This window comes from Diaminobutyricimonas aerilata (assembly GCF_002797715.1).
Lineage (GTDB): Bacteria > Actinomycetota > Actinomycetes > Actinomycetales > Microbacteriaceae > Diaminobutyricimonas > Diaminobutyricimonas aerilata.
Genome location: NZ_PGFF01000001.1, coordinates 386498 through 411030 on the forward strand (window position 1 = coordinate 386498; position 24533 = coordinate 411030).

Consider the following 24533-nt stretch of genomic DNA (forward strand, 5'->3'; position numbering starts at 1 on the left):
TGGGCAGGAGGCATGCGTCGCCCTAGCGTGGACCTCGAGAGGTTCGAGGGGAGCACGGGGTGGACGTCGAGCTGGATCTGGATGCACTGGACGACCTGCGCGGTGAGCTCGTCACGGTCGCCGACGGGCTCCGAGGCAACGAGCGGTTCGGGCGTGACGCCGCGGACGCGGCGGCGCACCCGGAGCTCGCCCGGGCTCTGCACGAGTACGTGACCAACTGGGACATCCGCCGCGACGATCTGCTGGAGGCGGTCTCGCTGCTGGGCGACACCGTACAGGCGATCGTCGAGTCGTTCCGCGACCTCGACCGCACCGCGGGAGCCGCCCTCGACGAGGCCGTGCCGCAGTTCGCGGTGACGCCCTCGGCCACGGTGCACCCGAACCCGGCGGCGGTGCTGTCGTGACCATGCTGACGCCGCTCAGCGGGGAACCCGAGGTCGTACAGGACTCTGCCGACGCCGCCGACGACATCGCCCAGGCGATCGAGGACGCGGCGCGCTGGCTCGACCGGCTGGCCGAGCCGGGACGCTTCACCTCGAAGGCGACGGACGCCCTGCGCGGGGACTCGACCGCCGTCGCTGTCGAACTGCGCGAGGTGACGCCACGTTTCACCGAGACCGCCGACGCGCTCTCGGGATACGCGCGCGAACTGCAGGACGCCCAGGAGACCGCCGAACGCGCGATCGCGCAGGCGGACGAGGCCCAGGGTCGGGTCGCCTCGCTCGGCAGCCAGGTGGTCACGCAAGGGCTCGAGGTGGCCGGCGAGGCCCTCACGCTCGACCTCGACGGCGCAGGCGATGCCGCCGAGGAATTGCGCGGCCTGACCACCCGCCTCGACGCCGCCCGGGAGGACCTCGCCGACGCGCTCGCTTTGTACCGCTCGGCCGTGGACCGCAAGAACGACGCCGCCGAAGCCGCGGCCCGCCGCATCCGGCTCGCCGCCGACCATTACCGCGACCGGCTCGTCGACCACCTCGGCTCGTTCTTCGACGGCCTCGGCAACCTCCTCGACCTCATCGGCGACTGGATCGAGGGCTTCTTCCGCGGCGTACTCGACGTGCTCCTCGCGATCGGCGACGCCATCGTCGACGCGTTCACCGCGCTCGGAGCGTTCCTCACCGGGCTCGTGCTGCTCGGCATCGAGGGGCTGCTGCAGCTCGGGCTCACGATCGAGCAGCTGCTGCGCACCGGCCTCGCGCTCGCGCTGGTGGGACTCGGAACTCTGCTGTTCGCCTGGCTGGCGCTGCGCGAGGCGAACGCTCCCGACCCGACGGTGACGCCGCTCGACGGACCGGCCGGACGGCACCGGTCCCGCACTCCCGGCACCGAGTGGTCGAGCCTCGTGCTCGACAACGGCGAACTCGACAACGACGGCGGCGAGACCGAGACGCACATCACGGTGACGCAGATCCTCGACGAGAACGGCGACCCCGTGCTCGACGAGAACGGCAAGCCCGTCTACCGAGTGCTGCTGCCGAGCACGATCGACTGGGGGATCGGCAACTACGACCAGGGTGCCCTCAACGACGCCGGCACCGACGTCATCCTCGCCCTCTACCCGGAGATCCAGACCGCCTACGAGAAGGCCGTGCGCGAGGCGATGGAACAGGCCGGTGTGCCGGAGGGATCCTCCGTGATGCTGAGCGGCTGGAGCCTCGGCGGCATCATGGCCGGCAAGCTCGCGGCCGACGAGACCTTCCCCTACAACGTCGACACGATCTTCGTCTCCGGTGCCGCCCCGCATCTGTACGACATCCCCTCCGACGTGCTCGTCATCCAGCAGCAGCACACCGGCACCGACGACGGCGGCCTCATCGGATACGTGCCCGATCCCGTCGCCCCGATCGACGACCTGCTCACCGGCCGGAACGACCCGCCCCAGGGCCCCAACCACATCCACATCGTCGCCGAGAACCCGAACGGCAATGTGCTCTCGCACAACTCGACGTCGTACGCGCAGACCGCCCACGACCGCCTCGACGACCCCTCGGGTCTGACACCCGACCAGCAGGCGAGCCTGCACGCAGCGGAGGACAAGTACTTCAGCGAGAACGAATCGGAGCAGGAGTTCGTCGCCACCGAGCAGCCCGGAACGCGGGCGGGCGAGCCGTTCCCGCCGCCGCTGCCCCTGCCGTTCGGCCTTCCGAATCCGGTGCCCGCGTGGTGACGGGTAGGGTTGGCGGCGTGACGAGCCCCGGTGCCGCAGCCGTCCGACGTCTTGCGTTCGGCGCGGCTGCCCTCACCCTGGTCGCCGTCGCGGCAGGATGCGCGGCCCCGGGCCCCGCGGACCTCTCCGCCGTGAGTGACGCGGTGACGGACGCCGTCGAGCAGACAGGGTTCGATGTGCGCACGGTCGCGGTACGCACCCAGTCGCCCGGCCTCCCCACCGCCACTTCGCTCACCGTCGCGGTCTACGTCGAGACGGGCGACGCCGCTCCGCTCGCTCCGGCCGTCGATGCCGCGCTCGACGCGGCCTGGCACAGTAGTCCCCCGGAGCCCGACGCCGGAGTCACCCTGTTCTTCTTCGAGGGCGAACCGGTCGAGGGCAGCGAGTTCGAATGGCGCGACAACACCGTCGTCGACCTGACCGACGCGGGCCTCGAACTCGATCTGCTGGTGAGCGGACGCAGCGGCCGGATCTCCGTCGACGCCGGCACCCTCGCGGAACGGTATGGACCGCGCTCCTGAGGTCGCGGCCGCCGCGCTGCCGCGGCTGCTGCTGAACCTCCCCGGCCGGTGGTGGGACTTCCCGCTCCACGACCCCGTGGCCGGTGATGCCGCGATCCGCCGCATCATCGACGACCACGTCGGTCGTGCCGACCGGTTCGCGACGTTGCGCCGGCAGCTCGCCGCCCAACTCGGTGATGCGCTCCGCACGGCGTCGGACGGTGGCGCGTCATCGCTCAGCGTCGCGGTCGAGCTTGTGCCGCGCGTGCCGCTCAGCGCGACCTGCTCCGTGCACCTCCCCGACCTGTCGGTGAGCCCCGCGGTCGGCACGGATGCGAGGGTTGTGATGGACGTGTTCGCCGAGAGCCTCGAGCGCTCCGGGCTCGGTGAGGGCACGGCGCCGCACCGATTCGGCGCCGGATCGTCGCAGGTACTGCGCACCCACCGCATCCGAGCCGTGCAACCGGACGGGGACGATCCCCTCGATGTACTCGTCATCGACTACTGGATCACCGTGCCCGGCACGAAGCGGCTGGCCCTCGTGCGCTTCTCGAGCCCGTTCGTCGACCTTCAGGCGTCCCTGCTGCGTCTGTTCGACGCGGTGCTGCGCGCAGCGACGTGGCAGCCCGCGCGGGCGGAGGCTCGCGGCTGAGCGACCGCCGTGACCACGCCGGACCGCGCCGCGAGGGCGGCCGACGCTGGTTAGCATTCCCGGATGCCCGACTCAGCCGCCACCCGTAACGACCTCCGCAGCCAGGACGCCGGCGCCGCGCGCGTGCAGCGGCTGTGGCCGCTCGTCAGCGGCCTCGTCGCGCTCGGCCTCGTGGTGATCGGCGGAGCGCTCATCGCCCTGCGGCAGTACGACGTCGTGCCGTATGAGGTCGACCAGGAGTGGATGGAGGAGCTGCTCGAGGTGCGCAACCCGTTCTTCGAGACGGTCGCGATCGGCTTCGACGAACTCGGCGGCGGCATCGTCGGGGTGATCGTCGTTCCGATCCTCCTCATCGTGGTGCTCGTGCTCGTGAAGCGCCGCTGGGGTGCACTGTACTTCCTCGTCGCCGCGGTGCTCAGTGCGGGACTCGTGCAGCTGATCAAGAACCTCGTCGACCGCCCGCGGCCGGAGGAGATCCTCGTCGCCGCCGACTTCGGCTCCTTCCCGAGCGGGCACACCGCGAACGCGGCGACCCTCGCCGTCGTGCTCGGCATCATCCTGCGTCGCTGGTGGGTGTGGATGCTCGGGGTGCTGTGGGTCATCGGCATGCTGCTGAGCCGCAACTACCTCGGTGCCCACTGGCTCACCGACACGGTCGGCGGGCTCGTGCTCGGAGCGGCCGTGGCGCTCATCGTCTGGGCGCCGTTCGCACACAAACTTCATCGCGAGACACTCCGGCGACGGCACATCGCCGCGCCCCCGACCCCGGAGCAGCCGGTCGGCAGGTGACGCGCGCCGCGCCCTCGGGTTAGCGTCGGAGGGTGACCGGATCGACACCGCCGCCGTCCACGCGCGCGAGTCTCGCGGACGACCTGCGCCGCCTCGGCCTGGAGCCGGACGACGCCGTCATGGTGCACGGCGCGCTCAGCCGCGTCGGCCCGGTCGTCGGCGGCCCGGACGCCCTCGTCGACGCCCTGCTCGAGGTCGTCGGACCCGGCGGCACGGTGCTCGGCTACCAGGACTGGGAACTCGGGGTGGACGTCTGGGACGCGGACGGCCGCGTGCTCGAGGACCTGCGCGCCCACGTGCCGCCGTTCGACCCGGCGACAGCACGAGCGGCCCGGGCGCACGGCATCCTCGCCTCGACCATCGGCACCCGCCCCGGGGTCGTGCGCAGCGGCAACCCGGGAGCCTCGGTCGCCGCCCTCGGCGCGCGGGCGGGGGAGTTCACCGCCGACCACAACCTCGTCGATGGCTACGGTGCAGACTCGCCGTTCGCGCGTCTCGTCGACGCGGGCGGGCGGGTCGCGATGATCGGTGCGCCCCTCGACACGATGACGCTGCTGCACCACGCCGAGGCGCTCGCCGACGTGCCGGGCAAGAGGCGCATCCGCATCGAGTACCCGATGGTCACGCCGTCGGGGGTGGAGTGGCGCTGGGCCGAGGAGTTCGACACGGACGCCCCCGTCGTCGACGCGTTCCCCGATGACTTCTTCGCGCGGATCGTCGAGGACTACCTCGCGACGGGCGCCGGTCGCAGCGGCAGGGTCGGTCGCGCCGAGTCGGTGCTCGTCGACGCGGCCGGCATCGTGCCGTTCGCGGTGGAGTGGATCGAGGCGCGCGCGCCTCGCCACTGACCGCGATCAGGCGGGGGAGGTGCGGCGCATCCGCTCGTAGGCGGCGAGGGCACGCCGCCGGGTCTCACCCAGGTCGACGATCGGCTCGGGGTACTCCGGGGTGCCGTACTCGGGCACCCACCGCCGCACGTAGCGCCCGTGCGGGTCGAACTTCGTGCGCTGCAGCTCGGGGTTGAACACGCGGAAGAACGGGGCGGCGTCGGCGCCGGAACCCGCGACCCACTGCCAGTTGGCGGCGTTGTTGGCCTCGTCGGAGTCGACGAGGGTGTCCCAGAACCATTGTTCGCCCACGCGCCAGTCGGTGAGCAGGTTCTTCACGAGGAAGCTCGCCGTCACCATCCGCACCCGGTTGTGCATGTACCCGGTGTGCCACAGTTCGCGCATGCCCGCGTCGACGAGGGGGATGCCGGTGCGTCCGTGACGCCAGGCGTCGAGTTCGGCCGGGTCGGGATCCGCCCACTCGAAGGCGTCGAACGACGACCGGTAGTTGCGGGTGGCGAGGTCGGGGGTGGAGAACAGGATGCTCGTGTTGAACTCGCGCCAGCCGAGCTCGCTGAGGAACTTGCCCGCGTTGCGGCGGCCGGCGTCATCCAGTTCGCCGTTCAGGCGGTGCCAGACCTGCACCGGTGACACCTCGCCGAACCGCAGCCGCGGGCTGAGCCGGGAGGTGACGGTGAGCTCGGGCCGGTCCCGCTCGTGGTAGTCGCCGAGGGTGTCGGCGACGAAGTCATCGAGAGAGTCGCGGGCGGCCGCCTCGCCGGGCGTCCACGTCTCGCGGAGTCCGCCCGCCCAATCCGGAGCGGTGGGGAGCAGAGTCCACTCGGCGAGGTCGTCGCTCTCGACCTCGACCGCGTGCATCGAGTCCGGCGCGGGCGCGAGGGCACGCACGGGACGCTCCTGCGCTGCGCGCCAGAAGGGCGTGAACACGCGGTAGGGCGCCCCCTGCTCGGTCTGCACCGTCCACGGTTCGTGCAGCAGGTTGGCGGCGAAGCTGCGCACCTCAACGTCGTCGTCGCGCAAACGCTGCTTGAGCCGCGCATCCACCTCTCGCGACGCTCCGTAGCGGCGGTTCCAGTACACGGCACCGGCACCGGCCTCGCCGACGAGGCGCGGCACCACCGTCTCGGCGGCGCCGCGTCGCAGCGTCAGCCGTCCGCCCCGCTCCGCCACCGCATCCGCGAGCGCGCCGAGGCTGCCGTGCAGCCACCAGCGGCTCGCGCCGCCGAGCGGCCGGGATTCGGGACTCGCCTCGTCGAGCAGGTACAGCACGACGATCGCGCCACCGCGCGCGGCCGCGGCGGCGAGCGCGGGGTTGTCGTCGACCCGCAGGTCGTCACGCAGCCAGACGACCGTGGGGGAGGTCACGCGCGACCCAGGCGCAGTTTCGTGCAGAGCTCCGTGAGGGTGCGCAGTTCGTCGAGGGTGAGGGTGCCGCCGACGCGGCGGGCGATCGCGTCCGCGTGCTGGATGGCGACGCGGCGGAACAGCTCGTAGCCCGGCTGGCTGATCTCCACGATGGTGCCGCGGCCGTCATCCGGATCGCTCGACTTCGTGACGAGTCCGCGCACGACGAGGCGGTCGACCATGCGGCTCACACTCGGCTGCGTGAGCAGCAGGTGCTTGTGCAGGTCGCGGATGCGCAACCGTCGATCGGGCTGGCGCGAGAGGTTGAACAGCACGTCGTATTCGGTGAGCGACAGCTCGCCGGTGGGGAAGGACTCCTGCAGCTCGCGCAGCACCGTCACTTGCGCGCGGAACAGTGCCTCCCACGCGTCGACCGCGACCGCCTTCTCGCTCACCCCACCACTCTAGGCAGCGCCGCCGACAGCGCGTCGGGGCTTCTGCTGGGAGCAGAGCGCGGGTCGCCGCCTCCCGCCGCTCCCTGCGCCCGCCGAAGGGCCCGTGCGTGAACGTCGTGCCCGGCTCGGCGGCGAACCCGCTCCGGACGTGATTGAGGGCCGGTCGCAGAGGCAAGCGACCGGCCCTCTCCCTTGCACCAAGAGTGTCCTGCAATCACATTCCGCGGTAGCTGCCACAGCAAACAACTAACGCTCTTGAAATGTATAACGAGGAGGTAACGGTGTCTAGTTATCCGTTCGTTATTTTCCTGCGAGTTCGCTCAAGCCGGCTCGCTCCCCGTCGCGGACGTCGGGCTCCTCGTCGGCGCTCACTCGTATCGGAGAGACGTCACCGGGTCGGCGCGTGCCGCACGGGCTGCCGGCAGCGCTCCGGCGAGGAATGCGATCCCCATGACCACCAGGATGATCGAGGCGACCGAGACAGGATCGAAGGCGATCAGGGTGAGGCCAGGCAGGCTCGTGAGAAGCCCACCCGAGAGCGCAGCGCTGACCACGCCGCCCACGAGGATCGCGATGACCACGCCGAGAGCACTGCCGAGAAGCCCGATGAAGGCGGCCTCCAGGCTGAACAGCGAGAAGATCCGGCCACTGCCCATCCCCATGGCCTTCATGAGCCCGATCTCGCGGGTGCGCTCCTGCACCGACATGAAGAGGGTGTTGACGATCCCGAATCCCGCCGCAAGCAGGGCGATGATCGCGAAGGCGTTGAGCACGAGGACGATGCCGTCGATGACTGCGGTGATGGCGCCGAGCTGATCGGCGACGGTGGTGCCTGTGAAGCCGGCGTCGGAGAGGCGATCCTGCAGGGCGGTGATCTCATCCGCCGTGGCGTCGGGACTGAACCAGATGCTCGCCTGACCGTACCGCTCGGTCTCGTCGCTGGACAGCCCGGTGCTCTGCGCCGCGAACAGCGCGTCGGTGAGGGCATCGTTCGTCGTCACCGCGGCGCCGGCAGGAGAAGCCAGTGCCTCCTCGGCCACGCCGATCACTGTGGCGTCGATCACGTGCTGGGAACGGTCTGCGGCGGTCACCGCGATCGAGACCGTCTGCCCGACGGCGGCCTCATCGGTGTCGAAGCCCAGCGGCTCGACATACGAGACGGGGATCAGTGCCTGCAGTTCGCCGGAGGTATCGTCGAGTTCCTCCCCCGCGGCGAGCTGAACGGACTGACCCTCCACGAGTGAGCCGATGCTCAGCACGAACCGGTCTCCGTCGCCGGCGCGGATGTAGTCCGCCGAGATCGACTTGGTGGCCTGCACGTCGAGGACCCCGTCCACGTTCTCGAGGGTGTCGAGATCGGCCGGTCCCAGGGCCGAGACGGTGGCGCCATCGAAGCCGCCACTCGCGATGGCGTCCGGGTCGTATTCCGCGGGACCTGAGTCCTCCGCCGAATCGGAGTTCTTGGTCACGCTCATGACATCCGGCGCCCCCACGGCGGTCACGGTGTCGTCGATGTACGCGTTGATCCCCGTGCCCAGACCGCTGGTGAGCGTCAGGGTGAACGCCCCGACGAAGATGGCCAGCACCGTCAGAGTCGTCCGCGTCTTGGACCGGAACGTGTTCGCGACGGCCGAGCGGACGAGGTCCGGGGCGTTCATGCGGCCACCGCCGCGCTGTCCTCGACCACGAGACCGTCCCTGAGGAAGATGCGGCGGTCGCACCGGGCAGCGAGATCCTCGTCGTGGGTCACCACGATCAAGGTGATGCCGTGCTCTCGGTTGAGAGTGAACAAGATGTCCTCGACAACCGCGCCGGTCTGGCTGTCGAGGTTTCCCGTCGGTTCGTCGGCGAAGAGGATGCGCGGGTTGTTCACCAGGGCGCGGGCGATCACCACCCGCTGCTTCTGTCCGCCGGAGAGGTCTGCGGCCTTGCTTCTGGCCTTGCCCTCCATCTCGAGCTGCTCCAACGCGGCGAGACCGCGGCGGCGCCGCTCCGCCCGTCCGATACCCGCGATCTTCATCGGCAGCACGACATTGTCGAGCACGGTCGTGTTCCCGGTGAGGAAGAACTGCTGGAACACGAAGCCGAACGTCCGATTCCTCGTGCGGTTGAGACGGCTTCCCCGAAGGGTGCCGGTGTCGACACCTTCCAACACGATCCCGCCCGATGAGGGCGCGTCGAGCAGCGCCATGAGATGCATGAGGGTGGACTTGCCGGATCCGCTCTTGCCGACGATCGCGATGCTCTCGCCTTCGTGCACGCCGAAACTCACGCCTCGGAGGGCATCGAACCGGTTCTGGCCGCGCCCGTATGACTTGTGCAGGTCGTCGACCGACATGATCGGGGTGTTCATGGGACTCCTCAGGTATCGGGGTGAGCTTCCAGCGTCGCGACGTCGGCTTCGCGGCGCGTCGCCCACCTGCGGGCACTTCGATACCGCCGACGCGGTACGTCGCCTGGCCCGCTGGGATGATGCGGGCTGCCCCGGGCTGCTCCACACTGGACACGTGGACGCGACCGTGGACGGGCGGGACCCTTGGTCTCCGTCGGTCAGACGGGCCCTGAGGTGGGTAGGTGATGCCCTCGGGGTCTTGCTCGTCTTCTCGTCGTTCTTCTTGCACGGCCCTCTGCCGCAATCGCGATCCGCCTCCGCGGTGGCGCTGATCGCGATTCTCGTCGCGGCCCTGCTGCTCCTCGTCCGCCGACGATGGCCCATCCCTGTCCTCGCGGGATGCGTCGCGCTGTATGGCCTCGCGAGCGCGACCGGAACCGTCGCGCCGGGGATCGTACTGGCCATAGCGATCGCGACATTCGGCCTCGCCAACCGGTCCACGAGACGCGTCACGATCATCGCCGCAGCTATCACCGCAGCGGCGGTGTTCCTGCTGAGCGTGATCGGCGCGGTCGTGAGCGCCGCCGACCCGAGGATGGTGCAGTTCGTGCTGGCCGTCGCTCTTGCGGCGGCGGCGGGCGACGCGACCCGTTCGCGGCGTGAATACATCGTCGCGATCACCGAGCGAGCCGAGCGCGCGGAGCAGACCAGGGAGGCGGAGGCCAGGCGTCGCGTCTCGGAGGAACGCCTGAGGATCGCGCGCGATCTTCACGACACCGTCGCGCACCAGATTGCGGTGATCAGCCTCAACGCCGGGTTGGCCTCGTCTTCGCTGGAATCCCCAGAGAAGGCGAAAGAGGCATTGAGCGCCATCCGCAGCGCGTCCCGAGCCGTGCTCAGTGAGATCGGCAACCTCCTCGCACTGCTGCGCACCGAAGATCCCGATGCCGTGATCACGGCGCCGCCGCCGGGCCTGGGGAGACTCGACGAGTTGGTGGCGCAATTCGCCCAGTCGGGCCTTGCGGTGCGGCTCCGGGTAGAAGGGGACCCTGGCCGCGTCGGGGGCACCACCGACCTCGTCGCGTACCACGTCATCCAGGAGGGGCTCACGAACGCGCTCAAGCACGGCGGCGACCACCGTGCCCACGTGCTCGTCGAGGTCACCGACGACCAGGTGGCGGTGGTGGTCACGAATCCCACCGTTCCCTCCGCTGTGGACGCCGAAACCCGTGGTGCGACCGTCGGTCACGGTCTGCTCGGCCTGCGTGAACGAGTCGCGTCGGTCCGTGGCGTCATCGAATCCGGCATCACGGCCGGCGGCTATCGGCTTGCGGCCGTCCTGCCGTCCACGAAGGAGGGACCCGGGTGATCCGCGTGCTCGTGACGGACGACCAGCCGCTCATCCGCCGGGCAGTGTCGGGCATCCTGGATCAGGCCGACGGGGTCGAGGTCGTCGGTGAGGCGGACACCGGTACCGCTGCGATCGCGCAGACCGCGCTCCTGCACCCGGACGTCGTGCTGATGGATATCCGGATGCCGGAGCTCGACGGCATCGACGCCACCGCATCCATCTGCAGTGACCCGGAGCTCGCTCAGACCCGCGTGCTGATCCTGACGACCTTCGAAGAGGACGAGTACGTGCTCGCGGCGTTGCGGGCAGGTGCCAGCGGCTTCATCGGTAAGGGCGCCGAGCCGGAGGAGATCGCGCGCGCCGTCCGCGCCGTGCACGCCGGCGAATCGCTGCTCTCGCCCCGTGCCACGAGGGCGCTGATCGAGAAGTACGTGCGCGCGCCGGGCAGTCCGCCCGCTCACCGACCATCGGGCGCGCCACCGGAGCTCGATCAGCTCACCGATCGGGAGCGTGAGGTGCTCGTCCTCGTGGGACGCGGGCTCTCGAACACCGACATCGCGACCGACCTCTTCATCTCCCCTCACACGGCGAAGACGCATGTGAACCGGATCATGATCAAGCTGCAGGCGCACGACCGGGCGCAGCTGGTGATCCTGGCCTACGAGAGTGGCATGCTCCGTCCCGGGGGCGGCTGACCCGACATGGAGTACCCCGAGCGCGGTACTCGGGATACGTCTCGGAGGGGACGCGCGCACCCCGTCGCTCCGCGAGCCTGGACCCACCGCCGCAGAACGCCGCGCGACGGCATCCGATCCAGGAGGAGAACATGTCGACGACACTGCGCCGTATCGACCGCCCGCCCGTCGCCGTTCCGCTGGCCATCGCCGTCGTGGCCGTGCTCGCCAGCGCGCTCAACGCCCTGCTGGCGCTCGCCGGAACCTCCATCGGCGCCCGCGGCCCGGGGCTCCAGCCCATCCCCTTCCTCAGCTTGACGGTCCTCGCGGCTGTCGGCGGCGCGGTCGGATGGCACCTCGTCGACCGGATCGCGAAGCGTCCTAGTCGCGTGATGAGGTGGCTGGTTCCGTCGTTCCTCGCCGTGTCGTTCCTGCCGGACATCTTCATCGGCATCGCCGCGGGAACCGGTGACGGATGGGTCTACGCCGCCGTTCTCATGTGCATGCACGTCACCACCATCACGGTCGCGGTCCTCACCTACCGGCGCCTGATGCCCCTCAAGGATCGCGAGGGTCGACGGGATCAGGACGCATGACGATGAACCGGTTGCGCCGCATCCGTCCGAGCAGGCACCCGTGTCACCGCGCGGCGAGGATCGCGGCGGACAGCCATCGGCCGAGGTCACGGAATCCGGGTCCGTCGGCGTTGCTCTGAGCTCGGCGCGCACTGTCGAGCAGTGCCGCATCCGGATGCGGCTGACCGTTGATGATCGAGATCAGTTCGAAGTAGCGCCCCTGCGTCGCGGTGTACTCCGCGTCCTGGAGCGCCTCGAGCGTGATGGTGTCGAGATCGCGATAGCGGGCTGCAAGCCGTTCCCGGAGATCGTCGTCCGCCGCGACTCCGAAGGTGTGGGCGAGCTGGTCGACCAGTTCTGCGGCAAGGGACACCACCTGGCCGTCATCCGCCGCGAACCCGGCCTGATGAGCGGCCGTCAGTTTGGACATGAGGTCACCGCCTGCGGAGTGGAGGAACTCCTGGACCGGGGGTGTGGACATCTCCGAGCCGGGGAACTCCGCGTACGTAGCGTGGAGATAGGAACGTGTCGCCTCTCGGAACCGGTCATCCCGCAGGAGCTCCGCCAAGGTGACCCAGGCGTCGAGCTGCTCAGGGGCAGGGTCCGGCGGAAGCACCGGCCGCACATCTGGGATCCGATCGAGCGCTTCCTTCGGAAGGCGTGCGGAGACGTCGTCCAGGAACTCGTCGACCAGTCGCTGACGCTCGGCGTCGGACATCGTCACCAGCTTGCGCAGGAGGTTCGCCCGCTCCGCTGTCCCCTCCTGCCGCACGAGCGCGCGGAGCACGGCACGCTTCGCGTGCATATCCGTCGTCCTCTTCTCGATCACGTCGAGATGCTCGGCGAGGACGTCACGCAGCGAGGTCGTGCCGGCGAGCACGCGGCGGACGTGATCCAGGCCGGTATCGAGGTCGCGCAGCGTGCGGACCAACTCCAGACGGGCGATCGCATCCAGGTCGTAGAGGCGATGACCACCGTCGGTGGTGTCTGTGGGCTGAACGAGCCCCTCGTCGGCGTAGTAGCGGATGGCGCTGACGCTGAGCCCGGTGCGGAGGGTGACCTCTCCGATGGAGTAGAGAGTGTCTTCTGGGATGTGCATGCTCTCACCTTGTGGTCTCAAGGGACTTGAGATGCAAGCGGGAGTCCCGCGCCGGTCACGCGTCCGGCCGGGCGGCGATCCCGTCGAGCACCATGCCGAGGTGCCGTTCGAACCGCTGCTCGCCGTCGTCCCTGAGGTGTCCGGCCTGCTTGACCAGTGCCGCGCCTTCGCCGATCCAGGCGTCGCGCTCGCGCATCGAGTAGCGCGACGGATCGGTTCCGGCGGACTGGCGCCTCTCCTGCTCCTCGATGACGAAGCCCACCACGAATGCGGTGACCACGTCGACGGCGTCGTCAGCGTCGGCGGGTGTCCAGCCGGCCGCGGACCAGCGTTCGAACAACGGCTCCTTCATGCGCACGACGTCCGGGTCGGTGATCCGAGTGCCGCTGAAGATGCGGGCCCCGTCGCGGTGGAGCAGGTACTCCGAGCGCAGCACCCGGGCGTAGGCGGCGAGATCATCGCGCCACCCGTCGCCCGGCGGAATCGCGCCGAACGCGTCGGCCACACGGCGCATGACCTCGGTAGCCATCTCGTCGAGCAGCTCCTGCTTGTTGCGCACGTGCCAGTACAGGGCGGGGGCGCGGACGTCCAGGCGCGAAGCGATCGCGCGGACGGTGAGGTCGTCCATGCCCTGATCGTCGAGGAGTTCGAGCGCCGCCGCGACGATCCGCTCCCGGGTGATTCCCTTGGTCATGGTTGACACCTTAACAATGTTCAGGCATGCTGGCCGCATTGTTGAACAAAGTTAAGGAGAGTCCGATGCGTGCCGCAATCTTCACCGCCCCCGATGCGTCGCCCGTCTGTGCCGACTTCCCCGAGCCGACTGTGCCGCCCGGTTCCGAGCCCTTGCAGCTCGTCGGAGCGGGCCTCCACAACGTCGTGCGCGGGCTGGCCACCGGGCGGCACTACGGCCGCGGCCAGATGAGGTATCCGCTGGTGCCCGGCATCGACGCGGTCGCCCGCACCAGCGATGGGCGACTCGTCTACACCGGCTACGCCCGTCCGCCATTCGGGACGATGGCCGAGCGTCTCTTCGCTCCCTTCCAGGCGGACGTTCCTGCGGGGGCGGATCCCCTCGCGATCGCCGCGGGCATGAACCCCAGCCTGTCGGGCTGGATGGTCCTCACCGCTCGGCGCAGGGAACTCGGGGCGTTGGGTACCGTGCTGGTGCTCGGCGCCACGGGGACGTCCGGCAGCCTCGCCGTGCAGGGGGCGCTGGCGCTCGGGGCCGAGCGGGTCATCGCCGCCGGGCGCGATCAGGGGACGCTGGAGCAACTGCGTGGCGAGGGAGCGACGACCGTGTCGTTGGCCCACGACGGCCCCGACAGTCTGGAGCGGGCTCTGGCGGATGTCGTGTCCGAGACCGCGCCGGGTCTCGTGTTGGACTACCTGTGGGGATCCGTAGCCGAAGCGGCCTTCGCCGCGCTGGGTCGCAGCGGCGAAGACGTCGAGGCGGACACCTCCTACGTGCAGATCGGCACGCTCGCGGGGGCGAAAGCAGCGCTGCCCGCGGATCTGTTGCGCAGCCGGCGGATCCGCATCACCGGCAGCGGCGTCGGGTCGGTGTCCCACGAGGAGATGCTCGCCGAGGCGCCCGAGGTCATGGCGCGGTTCGCCGACGGAACCCTGCACCTGCCCTACACCGCGTTCCCGCTGAGCCGAATCGGTGAGGCGTGGGCGCACACCGGTCGCAGCCGCGTCGTCGTGGTGCCGGACTGAGCCGTTCACCAGTCGGTCGTGATCGGAGAGGGAGAGTCATGCAGAAGAGGGCATTGGTAGTGGGGCTCGGGATCGCGGGGATGTCCGCGGCGATCGGGCTGCGTCAGGCGGGATGGACGCCGGTGATCGTCGAACGGGCGCCGGAGCGGCGCACCGGGGGCTACTTCGTCGGGTTGTTCCCGGCGGGGCGGCAGGCTGCGGTCGACCTCGGGATCGCCGACCACCTGCACACCCGAAACCCGGATCGGGCGGCGGGCGCGGACTCGTGGTCGGTGGATCGCCGGGGCAGGCGCCGGTCGACTCTCGGATTCCTCGACCAGCCCGGAGAGCCGGCAGCGACTCTGCGCGGCGACATCGAAGCCGCGCTGTGGGAGGGCATCACGGGCATCGAGGTGCGGTTCGCGACCACCCCGATCGCGATCACCGAGGGTCCGGCCGAGGTGCAGGTGGTGCTCCAGAACACTGGCACCGGTGCTCAGGCCCGCGAGAGCTTCGACCTGGTGGTCGGCGCGGATGGGATGCGCTCGAGCGTGCGCCGGATCGTGTTCGGTCCGCACGAGGAGTACGTGACCAGGTGGAACGCGATGATCTGCGCCTTCCAGCTGAAGGAGCAGGTGCCCGCGTACGGCGCGAGCGACAGCATCGTCATCGCGCGCGCCAAGCGGGCGGTGTGGGTGTTCGGGCTCGCCGACCACGCGCCCACCGCGCTGCTGACCTATCGGACCCGGGACATTCAGGAGCAATTCAGCGGGTCGCGGGTCGAGCGGCTGCGCGCGATCTTCTCCGGGATGGACGACCCCGTGGTGCGCCACGTCCTGGACTCCCTGCAAGAGGCCCCCGACCACCTGTTCGACTCGGTGCACCAGGTGCGGATGCCCCGGTGGAGCGCGGGGCGGGTCGTGGTCGTGGGCGATGCGGCGTGGTGCATGAACCTCTACTCGGGTATGGGCGCCACGTCCTCACTTCGCGGCGGCGCTGCACTGGGCACCACCCTGCAGGACCACCCCGACGACCTCCAAGCCGCCCTCGGCACCTGGGAGGCCGGGCTGCGTCCGTTCATCACCCAGCACCAGCGCACCGCCCGTCTCAAGCAGCAGATGTTCGTCCCGTCGAGCCGTCGGGCCGAGGCGCTGCGGGCGGTGCTCGTCGCTCTCGCCCACAGGATCCGCGGCCGTCGGCCGGCGACGGAGGTGGATGGGCCGGGGTCCTCGGCGCTGTCCGGCACGTCGGCACAGTCGCCCAGCAGCGCGCGCATGAACGCGTAGGCGGCAGTAAGACTGCGAGGCGGTGCGTTGCCGCACCGTGCCGGTGATGAGCGGAGATGGAGCCGATCGAGCGCAGTCGCCTGATCACAAGCGCGCCCCCCGCCGCGATGACATGATGAGAGCGCGCGATGCTCGCGGCTCCCGATCGATGGAGCCTTCCGCGCGGTGCGAAACGGACCTCGAATGCCCGCTCCCTCTGTCGTGTTACGTCCACTCGCCGGTGACTACGTGATCGCCCGGCTCGCTCCCACGGCCGAGCCGCCGGCGCGCCTGCTCACGAGCCCCGACCTCGACGGGTTCGTCTCGATCACCCGCACGCCGCAGGAGCTCTCGATCGTCTGCCGCTCCGAATCGGCGCCGGAGGATGCGGAGATCGACGGGCCGTGGACGGCCGTGTACGCGAGCGGTCCGATCCCGTTCGGGCTCACCGGCGTCGTGACCTCGCTGGTGGCTCCGCTGTCCGCCGTCGGATGCCCCGTCTTCGTCGTCTCGACCTTCGACGGCGACGTCCTCATGTTCCCCACGGCGAGCCGCGACCAGGCGCGCGAGCAGTTGGCGGCCGCGGGCCACACGCTGCTGTAGTCGGCAGCCGCTACTCCGCGGTACCGACGCCGAAGAAGCGCGCCACCTCTTCGGCGGTAGAGATGTCGCGACCGGTCCGACCCAGGATGAACGGCGCCCTCTTCGGACCCGGGACGGTGTGGCCGCCGCCGTGGATGGTGAAGAGCCGCACGGGGGGCCGCTCCCGGTCGGTGTAGTCCGTGCGGGCGGCCCAGGGCCGCCGGCCTTCGGGCGAGACCCGCGACGTGCGGGGCGGGTCCGTGACGCCGTTGCGCCGCGCGAAGTACTCGGCCGTCTGCACCATGGACAGGGTCGTGCCGCCGACCTTGAACATCCGCTCGGCCCATCCCCTCATGCGCCCGCCCTCGAAAGGCGCGATCGGGTCCGCCGTGCCGTGGACGAGCAGGACAGGCAGCGGATGCGCTGCCGCGGCGGGTCTCGGATCGACGAAGCTCGCCGCGCTCGGCATGGTGGCGCCGACCACCGCGGCCCCGGCGAGCAGGTCGGGCACCTCGTGGATGAGCCGCATGGCCATCTGCCCTCCGTTGGAGAAGCCGGCCACGACGACGCGCCGCCGGTCGACGGCGTGGGTCTGAGCCAGCCGGTCGATCACCGCGCGCACGAAGCCGACATCGTCGATGTTCTCCCGACGGGCCGGGAAGCGGCTCTCTCGGCGTGCGTCGTTCCAGTTGCCGCGGTACCCGTCGAGGTACGCCACGACGGCCGTGCCCCGATCCGCGAGGGCGTCGAAGGACGCCCCGGTGAAACGGCGGTGGACCTCGCCGGTCTGGCGCGACCCGTGAAGGATCAGGACCAGGCCGCGACCCGGCCGGCCCGTCGGATCTCCGATGACGGTGAGCGTGCGGCTCCGGCCCGCGACCTCGATGCTCTCGTGCATGAACTCTCTTCCTGTCCTGAGTCGGCGAGGGGAGCGGGCGCGCCCCCGCTTCCGCGCGCGACCACGCCGACGCTAGGCTCTGACACCGTGTCAAGGTCAAGGCGGCAGCGGTGAAGATCGGTGAACTGAGCCGACGGAGCGGCGTGAGCCCCCGCTCGCTGCGTTATTACGAGCAGCACGGCCTCATCCACGCGGAGCGCGGGCCCAACGGCTACCGCGAGTACGACGACGCGACCGTCGAGCGAGCCGCCACCATCCACGAGCTGTTCGGCTTGGGCTTCCCGCGTCCGGTCGTGCGCAGCGTCCTCGCCTGCAGCGGTCAGGCTCCGGCATCCGCCCACGACGACGCCGTCGTGCACCTCGCGCGAGTGCGGGACGAGATGGCCGGTCGCATCGCCCGGCTGTCCGAGACGCACCGGCTCGTGAACGAGTTCCTCGACGCCCGAGGGGCGTAGGGCTCCGCCACTCCGGATCGGCGTCTGCCGCGTCCGACCCGGGGCGGATGCGGGCGTCACCGGCCGCTGACACAGTGAAGGCATGCTCACCGCCGTCGCGATCTCCGGATACCGCTCCGTGCACGACCTCGTGCTGCCATTGAGCGGACTCAACGTCATCACGGGGGCGAACGGCAGCGGCAAGTCGAACGTGTACCGCGCGTTGCGGCTCATCGCCGGCATGGCGGAGGGTGGGGCCATCCGTGCCCTCGCTCGCGAGGGCGGCCTGGATGCGGTGCTCTGGGCGGGACCGGAGCAGCCGGTGAAACCGGGCTCGACCGCGCAGGGCACGATGCGCACGCGGCCGATCGCGCTGCAGCTGGGTTTCGCGAGCGACGACCTCGGGTACCTCGTCGACCTCGGCCTGCCGGTGCCGGCGGAGTCGACGATGTTCAACCGCGACCCCGTCATCAAACGCGAGTCGGTGTTCGCCGGCCCCGTCGCGCGACCGTCGGCGTTACTCGTCGAACGCCGCAACGCCCACGTGCGCGTGCGCGACGACGCCTGGCACGACGTGCCGTACGCACCGCCCGGGCATCGCAGCATCCTCGGCGAACTCGGCGACACGCAGACGACCCCGGAACTGCTGACCCTGCGCAACCGGCTGCGCGACTGGCGCTTCTACGACCACCTGCGCACCGACATCGACGCACCCGCCCGCCGTCCGCAGATCGGCACGCGCACCCCGGTGCTGAGCGACGACGGATCGGACCTCGCGGCGGCCCTGCGCACGATCGTCGAAGACGGCGGGGCGCGGACGCTCGACGCCACGATCGACGAGGCCTTCCCCGGGTCGCGGATCGAGGTCGCGGCGACGGACGGTGTCTTCACGCTCGGGCTGCGTCAGAGTGGACTGCTCCGTCCGCTCGGGGCGGCGGAACTCTCCGACGGCACACTGCGCTTCCTGCTGCTCACTGCGGCTCTGCTCACCCCGCAGCCACCCGAGCTCATGGTGCTCAACGAGCCGGAGACGAGCCTGCACGTCGACCTCCTGCCCGCCCTCGCCTCCCTCATCCGTCGCGCATCCGAGAACACGCAGGTCGTCGTGATCACTCACGCCCAGCGTCTCGCCGAGCTGCTGGGGGAGGCGCCGGAGGTGAACGCCCTCACCCTCGTGAAGCGGTCCGACGCGACCGACATCGACGGACTCGGGATGCTCGAGCGCCCGCGGTGGGACTGGGGCAAGCGCTGACGCGTCCCGTTCTCTGAGCCTGTCGAAGGGAACCCGCGGGCGACCCGGTCAGTGACCGCGCTCGGCGCGCGGCACCCGCTGATCGCGCGGGAACGCGACGAGCAGCAGACCGGAGAGCATCCACACGACGCCGATGCCGCCGATAAGCCAGCCCGCATCCAGGCCCGACACCGCGCCGGCGAGAGCGGCGCCGACCGCCGCGGCCGCGGAACGCAGTCCCGCGCCGATCGTGAACACCTGCGACTTCACCGTCGCCGGGCTCTCCTGGTCGCGCAGCAGCAGCATCGCGGCGTTCGCCGGCGCGGTGAAGATGCCCGCAAGGCCGATCACCGCGATCGTGTACAGGATGCCGAGGTCGGGTGTCGCGGCGAAGATGAGCACCCCGGTGGCGGCGAAGCCGGCGCCCATCACCCACGCGGGGGAGCGGCGGGTCCACCGGCGCACGGCGATCGCGATCGCGCCCGCGAGGCCGCCCACGGCGAAGGCGGTCATGATCCACGCGGCCGCGCCGATGTCGCCGGCCCGTTCGATCGAGAGCCCGACCGCGGCGACGCCCGCGGCACCGCCGCCGACCTGACTGAGCGTGCCGGAGATGGTCACGACCGCGATCGGCCGGTGCCGCACGAGGTGCGTGATGCCCGCCGCGATCGTGCGACGCACCCCCTGCTCGGGCGCCGGTCGCGCATCCATCGAGAGCCCCAGTGAACCGAACGTGCCGATGAGGGCGAGTACCGCCATCGCGAACATCGCCGACCGTGCCGAGTCCAAAGCGATCGCGAGTGCCGCGATGGCGGGACCGGCGATCGACGCCATCGTGTACGAGAGGGAGTCCTGCGCGTACGCCTTGCGCGGCTCCGCGATCGCGCTCGTCACGAAACTCGACATGCCGCCCATGTACACCGGTGTGGTGAGCCCGGCGATGACGAGCGCGAGCGCCACGAGCCCGGTGGGCACGTCGCCGAGCATCGCCGCGATCGCGAACGCGAGCGCGGTGGTGAGCGCGGCGCCGATGAGCAACCGCCGGGGCCGACGCATGCGGTCGAGCACGGTACCGACCAGGGGGGCGACGACGATCGCCGGGAACAGCGCGGCGCCGGTGAGCAGTCCGCCGATCGCGACGGAGTCGAGCCGTTCGACGGCGAGCACGGGGAGGGCGACGACGGTACCGGCGCTCGCGAGTCGAAGCGGCACGGACGCCGCCTGGTAGCTGAACGCGCTCATGCGGCTCCGGAAGTCATCCTCCCGATCGTGCCACGCCCTCGCGGGCGGTCGCGCGCCGACGCAGCGCCCTTCCAGGCGGGCGTCACACTCGTTCGAGCAGGGTGATCACCTCGAAGTGCTCGGTGTGCGGGAACATGTCGAGCACGCGCGCCCGCACGGGACGCCACGACGGCATCGCGGCGAGATCCTTCGCGAGGGTGACGGCGTTGCAGCTCGAGTAGATGACGTGTCGCACCTCGGAGCGTTCGATCCACCCGGCGAGCTCCGTCCCGATGCCGCGTCGCGGCGGGTTGACGATCACGAGGTCCGGATGCTCGTCGGCGGCGAGCGCGAACCCGGTCGCGTCGCCCACCTCGAAGCGCACGTCCGTCGCGGCGGCCGCGGTCGCGCTGGCGCGCGCGCTCTCGATCGCCTCGGCGCTCGTCTCGATGCCGAGCACCCGCCGTCCGGGCGCTGCGCAATGCAGCGCGAACCCGCCGACCCCGCAATACAGATCCCACACCGAGCGCGGCTGCAGCGCATCCGTCCACTCCACCGCTTGCGCGTAGAGGGCCGCCGCGACGGCGCTGTTGGTCTGGAAGAAGCTCTGCGGGCGCAGCCGGAGGTCGACCGTGCCGAGGCGCATGGTGAGCGTGTCGTTCTCGGTGAGCACCACCTCGGTGTCGCCCTCCACCACCGCCTTGTGCTCGGGGTGCAGGTTCACCGACACGACCGTGGCCCGCGGTTCCGCGGCGAGCAACGACGGCAGCTGGGCGCGGATGGCGGGCAGCACGTCGGCCGTGCGCACGACGAAGCGCACCATCAGTTCACCGGCCGGCGACTCGGTGAGGATCACGTTCTTGAGTTGACCGCGCCGCGTGGGCACGTCGTAGGGCTCGAGTCCGGCCGCGGTGATGAACGACGCCACGGCGGGCAGCGCGGCCCGGATGCCCGGGGTGCACACCGCACAGCCGCGCAGGTCGATGCCGCGTCCGCGTCCGTCGAGCAGTCCGAGAGTGGGTGCCGCGATCGTTCCGCCGACCATCATCTTCGCCTTGTTGCGGAACCCGCCCTCCGCGCTGGGGACCGTCGGCAGCCACTGGATGCCCGGATGCGGCGCGAGCAATTCACGCACGCGCGCCTCCTTGCCGGCGAGCTGCTGCTCGTACGGCTGCTCGAGCAGGGTGCACGAGCGGCACAAACCGGCGTCGAAATAGGAGCACTGCATGGGCTACCGATCCTAGGCCGGGCCGCCGCACGGCAGGATGACACCATGAACCGTCGCACGACCGTCGTCATCCTGTTCGTCGCGAGCGCCCTGTTCGCGGCCTCCGCCGTGCTCGCGTTCGCGAGCGGCGACGAGTTCACCGCGACGCTCAACGCGATCGCCGCTCTCCTCTTCGTCGTCGCGGCGGTCCTCGCGAGGCGTCGTCAGCGTGACACGCGTCGCTGACGCGGTTCGGTGAACCGGGCTCGCACCCGGCAGGATGACTGAGTGCTCCTCCGCTTCCGCGTCGCTCTGCTGGCCGTCGTCGCCCTGATCGGCGGTTGCGCCGCCGGCCCCGCCGACCCCGTCGACGTCGCCGCCGAGCTCGCCGAGGACCTCTCCGCCATTCCGGGCGCGATGCCCGTCGAACCCCACCTGATGAGCATGACCGTGGACATGAGCCCGGACGCGACCGACGAACAGGTGCGTGACGCGGCGCACCGAGTGGTGCGACTCGCCGGCGACGCCGACTACCTGGGCACCGTCGACCTCGCCCGCCCCGGACCGGATGCCGGCGCAAGCGACTCCATCCGGGAGCGCACGTGGACGGTGCGGCTGCACCCGCCCGAGTCGGCGGAGGATCCGGACGCGCTGACGGACATCCTCGCGATCGAGCGCCTCGGCGGGGTGCGCGGCATCACGGTGATCGACGGCTGGCCGTACGTGACCATCGACTCGATCGAGCAGTTCTCCGACCGTTTCCACGGCATCCGCGACCTGGCGCTGTTCCGCGACGGCGGCACCTACACACTCTTCTCCGACGAGCACCTGCGCATCGTGCACGTGCCGTCACGCACCTCCACCGAGGCGATCGACGTGATCATCGGGATCGCACGCGACCACCCGGATGCGGAGGTGCTGCTCGAGGCCATGACGGACGGGCCGCAATGGCCGAAGCTGTGGGTGGCGCGGCTCACGCCTGACGAGGTGGCCGACATCGACCGGCTCCTGCGCGACCCGGGGCTCGCCGACGCCGATGTCGAGGGCCACCCGCTCGACTACCAGCTCACGACCGTCGGCGACGACGGTCCCGTGTACACGGAGGGCACGTTCGGCGACGTGCCGCATTGACGCTGCGCGACCGCATCCTGCGCGGCCCGGATCCGCTCAGCCGGGGGTGCGGCCGATCGCATAACGGAACGCGTTGACCAGCCGGTAACCGCCGCTTTCCGTGCGGAACCGGCGGGCCGCGGCGAGCAGCACCGGCGTCGCCTCGTCGATCACGTCGGCATCCTCTCCCATGAGCACGCCGCGCACGAGCGTCGCGTCGTCGGGGGCCTCCCACGGCATCTCGACGATGCCCGCCTCGAGCACGGTGAGCCCGCCCTCGGTGAGCAGCTCCTCGAGCCCGCCCTCCTGCCGCAGGTCGCCGTCGGGGCGCAGTTCCTCACCGGCCGCCTCGGCGACCGCCCGTTCGAGCACGTCCAGGTCGTTGCGCGCGCCCTCCGCCCAGTTGCTGATCGCGATCCGTCCCCCCGGCACCGTCACGCGCGCCGCCTCGGCGAGGGCGGCGAGGGTGTCGTCGGCGAACTGGATCGCGTTGACCGCCGTCACGACGTCGAAGGAGTCGTGACCCCACGGCAGCGACTCGGCGGCACCGAGCCGTACGTCCGCGTCGGGTGCGAGAGAACGGGCCGCGTCGATCATCCGCGGAGCCGGGTCGATCCCGGCGGCCACGGCGCCCACCGAGTGCAGCATCGCGAGGAACTCGCCGCTCCCGCATCCGACATCGAGCACCCGGCTGCCCGGTCCGATGCCCGCGCCGGCGATGATCGCCCGGCGCGCGGGATCCGAGAAGCCGCCCCACAACGCCGCCCAGTCCGCCGCGACACCCGACCAGGCGTCCTCGTCCGCTCCGTCCACCGCTCCTCCTCCGTCCCCAGTGTGCCCCGGATCGTCGGGTCTCGGCGCGATCGGCGCTGATGCGTCGGATGTCGGCAGTTCTGCCTCGTGCGCGGGTCGGCGGTGTGCAGCATCATGGCCGCATGGTGCACGAGATCCGGCCCTTCACCATCGACGTCGCGCACAGCGACCTCGACGATCTGCGGGCGCGCATCCGCGCCACGCGCTGGCCCGACCGGGAGACCGTCGACGGCTGGGCGCAAGGCGTGCCCCTCGCGGTGATGCGCGAACTCGCGCGCTACTGGGCCGACGAGTACGACTGGCGTCGCGTCGAGTCCCGGCTCAATGCGCATCCGCAGTTCACGACGCGCATCGACGGCGTCGACGTGCACTTCCTGCATGTGCGCTCGCCGCATCCGGAGGCGACGCCCCTGCTGCTCACGCACGGCTGGCCGGGGTCGGTCATCGAGTTCCTGCGTGTGATCGAGCCGCTGACCGATCCCGAGCGCCACGGTGGCCGGCCCGAGGACGCGTTCCACCTGGTGCTGCCGTCCGTCCCCGGATACGGCTTCAGCTCGCGCCCGCGGGAAGCCGGCTGGGGGATCGAACGCATCGCCCGCGCGTGGGCGGAACTCATGGCGCGCCTCGGCTACCGGCGTTACGGGGCGGGCGGAGGCGACTGGGGCACGAGCATCAGCACGATGGTCGGCGTGCACGACCCGCAGAACGTCATCGGGTTGTACCTCACTCCACCCCTCGTGGGAGCGGATCCGGCCACTCTCGACGATCTGACGGAGGCGGAGCAGGCGTCGCTGGATGCGCTCGCCGCCGTGGGCGAGACCGGGTCGGGGTACGCGGCGATGCACTCGACACGTCCGCAGACGCTCGGCTATGCGCTGCTCGACTCGCCGGTCGGGCAGGCGGCGTGGATCTTCGAGAAGTTCGCGGCGTGGGTCGACGGCGATCCGCTCGAGGTGCTCGGCATCGACGCGGTGCTCGACGACATCACGCTCTACTGGCTCACCGGCACTGGGGCGTCGTCCACCCGGCTCTACTGGGAGAGCTACGCGACGGTCGACGGATGGTTCACCGCCGGCACGACCGACACGATCGACGTGCCCGTCGCCGCATCCGTGTTCCGCGACATCCCGCGCCCGTCCCGCCGGTGGGCGGAGCGACGGTTCACCGACATCCGCTATTGGAATGAACCCGAACGCGGCGGCCACTTCGCCGCGTTCGAACAGCCCGAGCTGTTCGTGCAGGAGGTGCGCGCCGCCTTCCGCGCGCTCCGCTGACGTTGCGGGGTCCC

General features: G+C 70.7%; 27 protein-coding genes. 17 read left to right on the forward strand and 10 right to left on the reverse strand.

What is annotated here, in order from left to right:
• The first annotated feature begins 59 nt into the window (after positions 1-59).
• From CLV46_RS01950 to aac(3), 6 genes are all read left to right on the forward strand, one after another.
• Positions 60-404, forward strand: coding sequence for a hypothetical protein (locus CLV46_RS01950; RefSeq protein ID WP_100363237.1), 345 nt, complete (start codon positions 60-62; stop codon positions 402-404).
• Complete coding sequence (locus tag CLV46_RS01955) at positions 401-2167, forward strand: hypothetical protein (protein ID WP_157802192.1); 1767 nt, start codon at positions 401-403, stop codon at positions 2165-2167. The genes CLV46_RS01950 and CLV46_RS01955 overlap by 4 nt, the downstream gene beginning before the upstream one ends.
• 17 nt (positions 2168-2184) lie before the next feature.
• On the forward strand, positions 2185-2688 hold the full coding sequence (locus CLV46_RS01960; protein WP_157802193.1) for a hypothetical protein: 504 nt from the start codon (positions 2185-2187) through the stop codon (positions 2686-2688).
• Complete coding sequence (locus CLV46_RS01965) at positions 2672-3319, forward strand: hypothetical protein (protein WP_100363240.1); 648 nt, start codon at positions 2672-2674, stop codon at positions 3317-3319. Before CLV46_RS01960 ends, CLV46_RS01965 begins: the two co-directional genes overlap by 17 nt.
• A gap of 63 nt (positions 3320-3382) precedes the next feature.
• On the forward strand, positions 3383-4108 hold the full coding sequence (locus CLV46_RS01970) for a phosphatase PAP2 family protein (RefSeq protein ID WP_100363241.1): 726 nt from the start codon (positions 3383-3385) through the stop codon (positions 4106-4108).
• A 32-nt stretch (positions 4109-4140) separates the two neighbouring features.
• Entirely contained in the window at positions 4141-4956 is an 816-nt protein-coding gene (gene aac(3) / locus CLV46_RS01975; protein WP_100363242.1) for an aminoglycoside 3-N-acetyltransferase, read from the forward strand.
• Between the two features lie 6 nt (positions 4957-4962).
• On the opposite strand, the gene CLV46_RS01980 is transcribed toward aac(3), so the two are convergent.
• From CLV46_RS01980 to CLV46_RS01995, 4 genes are all read right to left on the reverse strand, one after another.
• A complete protein-coding gene (locus CLV46_RS01980) occupies positions 4963-6321 on the reverse strand; it encodes a cryptochrome/photolyase family protein (RefSeq protein WP_100363243.1) in 1359 nt (452 codons plus the stop codon).
• Positions 6318-6755, reverse strand: a complete 438-nt coding sequence (locus CLV46_RS01985) for a MarR family winged helix-turn-helix transcriptional regulator (protein ID WP_100363244.1) — start codon at positions 6753-6755, stop codon at positions 6318-6320. The genes CLV46_RS01980 and CLV46_RS01985 overlap by 4 nt, the downstream gene beginning before the upstream one ends.
• Before the next feature lie 368 nt (positions 6756-7123).
• Complete coding sequence (locus CLV46_RS01990; RefSeq protein WP_100363245.1) at positions 7124-8413, reverse strand: ABC transporter permease; 1290 nt, start codon at positions 8411-8413, stop codon at positions 7124-7126.
• Positions 8410-9174 (reverse strand): ABC transporter ATP-binding protein, encoded by a 765-nt coding sequence (locus tag CLV46_RS01995; RefSeq protein ID WP_342746091.1) that lies wholly within the window; start codon positions 9172-9174, stop codon positions 8410-8412. Before CLV46_RS01995 ends, CLV46_RS01990 begins: the two co-directional genes overlap by 4 nt.
• A gap of 172 nt (positions 9175-9346) precedes the next feature.
• Here CLV46_RS01995 and CLV46_RS02000 point away from each other — a divergent pair, with 172 nt between their 5' ends.
• The 3 genes from CLV46_RS02000 to CLV46_RS02010 all read left to right on the forward strand — a co-directional run bounded on the left by CLV46_RS02000 (position 9347) and on the right by CLV46_RS02010 (position 11708).
• The gene (locus tag CLV46_RS02000; RefSeq protein WP_157802194.1) at positions 9347-10456 is read left to right on the forward strand and encodes a sensor histidine kinase; all 1110 of its coding nucleotides are present in this window, start codon (positions 9347-9349) and stop codon (positions 10454-10456) included.
• Complete coding sequence (locus CLV46_RS02005) at positions 10453-11133, forward strand: response regulator transcription factor (RefSeq protein WP_100363248.1); 681 nt, start codon at positions 10453-10455, stop codon at positions 11131-11133. The genes CLV46_RS02000 and CLV46_RS02005 overlap by 4 nt, the downstream gene beginning before the upstream one ends.
• A 131-nt stretch (positions 11134-11264) precedes the next feature.
• The gene (locus CLV46_RS02010) at positions 11265-11708 is read left to right on the forward strand and encodes a DUF6069 family protein (RefSeq protein WP_100363249.1); all 444 of its coding nucleotides are present in this window, start codon (positions 11265-11267) and stop codon (positions 11706-11708) included.
• 43 nt (positions 11709-11751) lie between these two features.
• Here CLV46_RS02010 and CLV46_RS02015 read toward each other — a convergent pair whose 3' ends face one another.
• Both CLV46_RS02015 and CLV46_RS02020 read right to left on the reverse strand, forming a co-directional pair.
• A complete protein-coding gene (locus tag CLV46_RS02015; protein ID WP_100363250.1) occupies positions 11752-12786 on the reverse strand; it encodes a helix-turn-helix domain-containing protein in 1035 nt (344 codons plus the stop codon).
• Between the two features lie 55 nt (positions 12787-12841).
• Positions 12842-13480 (reverse strand): TetR/AcrR family transcriptional regulator C-terminal domain-containing protein, encoded by a 639-nt coding sequence (locus CLV46_RS02020; protein ID WP_100363251.1) that lies wholly within the window; start codon positions 13478-13480, stop codon positions 12842-12844.
• Between the two features lie 26 nt (positions 13481-13506).
• On the opposite strand from CLV46_RS02020, the gene CLV46_RS02025 reads away from it, so the two are divergent.
• From CLV46_RS02025 to CLV46_RS02035, 3 genes are all read left to right on the forward strand, one after another.
• Positions 13507-14505, forward strand: coding sequence for a quinone oxidoreductase family protein (locus CLV46_RS02025; RefSeq protein WP_211282125.1), 999 nt, complete (start codon positions 13507-13509; stop codon positions 14503-14505).
• A 38-nt stretch (positions 14506-14543) separates the two neighbouring features.
• Positions 14544-15770 (forward strand): FAD-dependent monooxygenase, encoded by a 1227-nt coding sequence (locus CLV46_RS02030; protein ID WP_100363252.1) that lies wholly within the window; start codon positions 14544-14546, stop codon positions 15768-15770.
• A gap of 201 nt (positions 15771-15971) precedes the next feature.
• Complete coding sequence (locus CLV46_RS02035) at positions 15972-16352, forward strand: ACT domain-containing protein (RefSeq protein WP_211282126.1); 381 nt, start codon at positions 15972-15974, stop codon at positions 16350-16352.
• 10 nt (positions 16353-16362) lie between these two features.
• On the opposite strand, the gene CLV46_RS02040 is transcribed toward CLV46_RS02035, so the two are convergent.
• Positions 16363-17229 carry a CE1 family esterase gene (locus CLV46_RS02040; protein ID WP_100363254.1) on the reverse strand — a complete coding sequence of 289 codons (867 nt, stop codon included), beginning with the start codon at positions 17227-17229 and terminating at the stop codon, positions 16363-16365.
• 110 nt (positions 17230-17339) lie between these two features.
• Between CLV46_RS02040 and CLV46_RS02045 the strand changes: the two genes are divergently transcribed.
• Both CLV46_RS02045 and CLV46_RS02050 read left to right on the forward strand, forming a co-directional pair.
• Complete coding sequence (locus CLV46_RS02045; protein ID WP_100363255.1) at positions 17340-17684, forward strand: MerR family transcriptional regulator; 345 nt, start codon at positions 17340-17342, stop codon at positions 17682-17684.
• 82 nt (positions 17685-17766) lie between these two features.
• The gene (locus CLV46_RS02050; protein ID WP_100363256.1) at positions 17767-18915 is read left to right on the forward strand and encodes an AAA family ATPase; all 1149 of its coding nucleotides are present in this window, start codon (positions 17767-17769) and stop codon (positions 18913-18915) included.
• Between the two features lie 48 nt (positions 18916-18963).
• Here CLV46_RS02050 and CLV46_RS02055 read toward each other — a convergent pair whose 3' ends face one another.
• Both CLV46_RS02055 and rlmC read right to left on the reverse strand, forming a co-directional pair.
• Positions 18964-20136, reverse strand: a complete 1173-nt coding sequence (locus tag CLV46_RS02055; protein ID WP_100363257.1) for an MFS transporter — start codon at positions 20134-20136, stop codon at positions 18964-18966.
• 82 nt (positions 20137-20218) lie between these two features.
• The gene (gene rlmC, locus CLV46_RS02060; protein WP_100363258.1) at positions 20219-21343 is read right to left on the reverse strand and encodes a 23S rRNA (uracil(747)-C(5))-methyltransferase RlmC; all 1125 of its coding nucleotides are present in this window, start codon (positions 21341-21343) and stop codon (positions 20219-20221) included.
• 45 nt (positions 21344-21388) lie between these two features.
• Here rlmC and CLV46_RS02065 point away from each other — a divergent pair, with 45 nt between their 5' ends.
• On the forward strand, positions 21389-21568 hold the full coding sequence (locus tag CLV46_RS02065; RefSeq protein WP_100363259.1) for a hypothetical protein: 180 nt from the start codon (positions 21389-21391) through the stop codon (positions 21566-21568).
• Between the two features lie 42 nt (positions 21569-21610).
• The gene (locus CLV46_RS02070; RefSeq protein ID WP_100363260.1) at positions 21611-22453 is read left to right on the forward strand and encodes a hypothetical protein; all 843 of its coding nucleotides are present in this window, start codon (positions 21611-21613) and stop codon (positions 22451-22453) included.
• Between the two features lie 36 nt (positions 22454-22489).
• Here CLV46_RS02070 and CLV46_RS02075 read toward each other — a convergent pair whose 3' ends face one another.
• Entirely contained in the window at positions 22490-23245 is a 756-nt protein-coding gene (locus CLV46_RS02075) for a class I SAM-dependent methyltransferase (protein ID WP_100363261.1), read from the reverse strand.
• A gap of 122 nt (positions 23246-23367) precedes the next feature.
• On the opposite strand from CLV46_RS02075, the gene CLV46_RS02080 reads away from it, so the two are divergent.
• Complete coding sequence (locus tag CLV46_RS02080; protein WP_100363262.1) at positions 23368-24519, forward strand: epoxide hydrolase family protein; 1152 nt, start codon at positions 23368-23370, stop codon at positions 24517-24519.
• Positions 24520-24533: the final 14 nt, after the last annotated feature.

Coding starts and splice junctions, on each gene's coding strand:
- CLV46_RS02055 (WP_100363257.1), bottom strand. CDS start 20,136: ATGAGCGCGTTCAGCTACCAGGCGGCGTCCGTGCCGCTTCGACTCGCG.
- CLV46_RS01990 (WP_100363245.1), bottom strand. CDS start 8,413: ATGAACGCCCCGGACCTCGTCCGCTCGGCCGTCGCGAACACGTTCCGG.
- CLV46_RS02025 (WP_211282125.1), top strand. CDS start 13,507: ATGCTGGCCGCATTGTTGAACAAAGTTAAGGAGAGTCCGATGCGTGCC.
- CLV46_RS02065 (WP_100363259.1), top strand. CDS start 21,389: ATGAACCGTCGCACGACCGTCGTCATCCTGTTCGTCGCGAGCGCCCTG.
- rlmC (WP_100363258.1), bottom strand. CDS start 21,343: ATGCAGTGCTCCTATTTCGACGCCGGTTTGTGCCGCTCGTGCACCCTG.
- CLV46_RS02010 (WP_100363249.1), top strand. CDS start 11,265: ATGTCGACGACACTGCGCCGTATCGACCGCCCGCCCGTCGCCGTTCCG.
- CLV46_RS02020 (WP_100363251.1), bottom strand. CDS start 13,480: ATGACCAAGGGAATCACCCGGGAGCGGATCGTCGCGGCGGCGCTCGAA.
- CLV46_RS01965 (WP_100363240.1), top strand. CDS start 2,672: ATGGACCGCGCTCCTGAGGTCGCGGCCGCCGCGCTGCCGCGGCTGCTG.
- CLV46_RS02050 (WP_100363256.1), top strand. CDS start 17,767: ATGCTCACCGCCGTCGCGATCTCCGGATACCGCTCCGTGCACGACCTC.
- CLV46_RS02080 (WP_100363262.1), top strand. CDS start 23,368: ATGGTGCACGAGATCCGGCCCTTCACCATCGACGTCGCGCACAGCGAC.
- CLV46_RS01970 (WP_100363241.1), top strand. CDS start 3,383: ATGCCCGACTCAGCCGCCACCCGTAACGACCTCCGCAGCCAGGACGCC.
- CLV46_RS02030 (WP_100363252.1), top strand. CDS start 14,544: ATGCAGAAGAGGGCATTGGTAGTGGGGCTCGGGATCGCGGGGATGTCC.
- CLV46_RS02040 (WP_100363254.1), bottom strand. CDS start 17,229: ATGCACGAGAGCATCGAGGTCGCGGGCCGGAGCCGCACGCTCACCGTC.
- CLV46_RS02015 (WP_100363250.1), bottom strand. CDS start 12,786: ATGCACATCCCAGAAGACACTCTCTACTCCATCGGAGAGGTCACCCTC.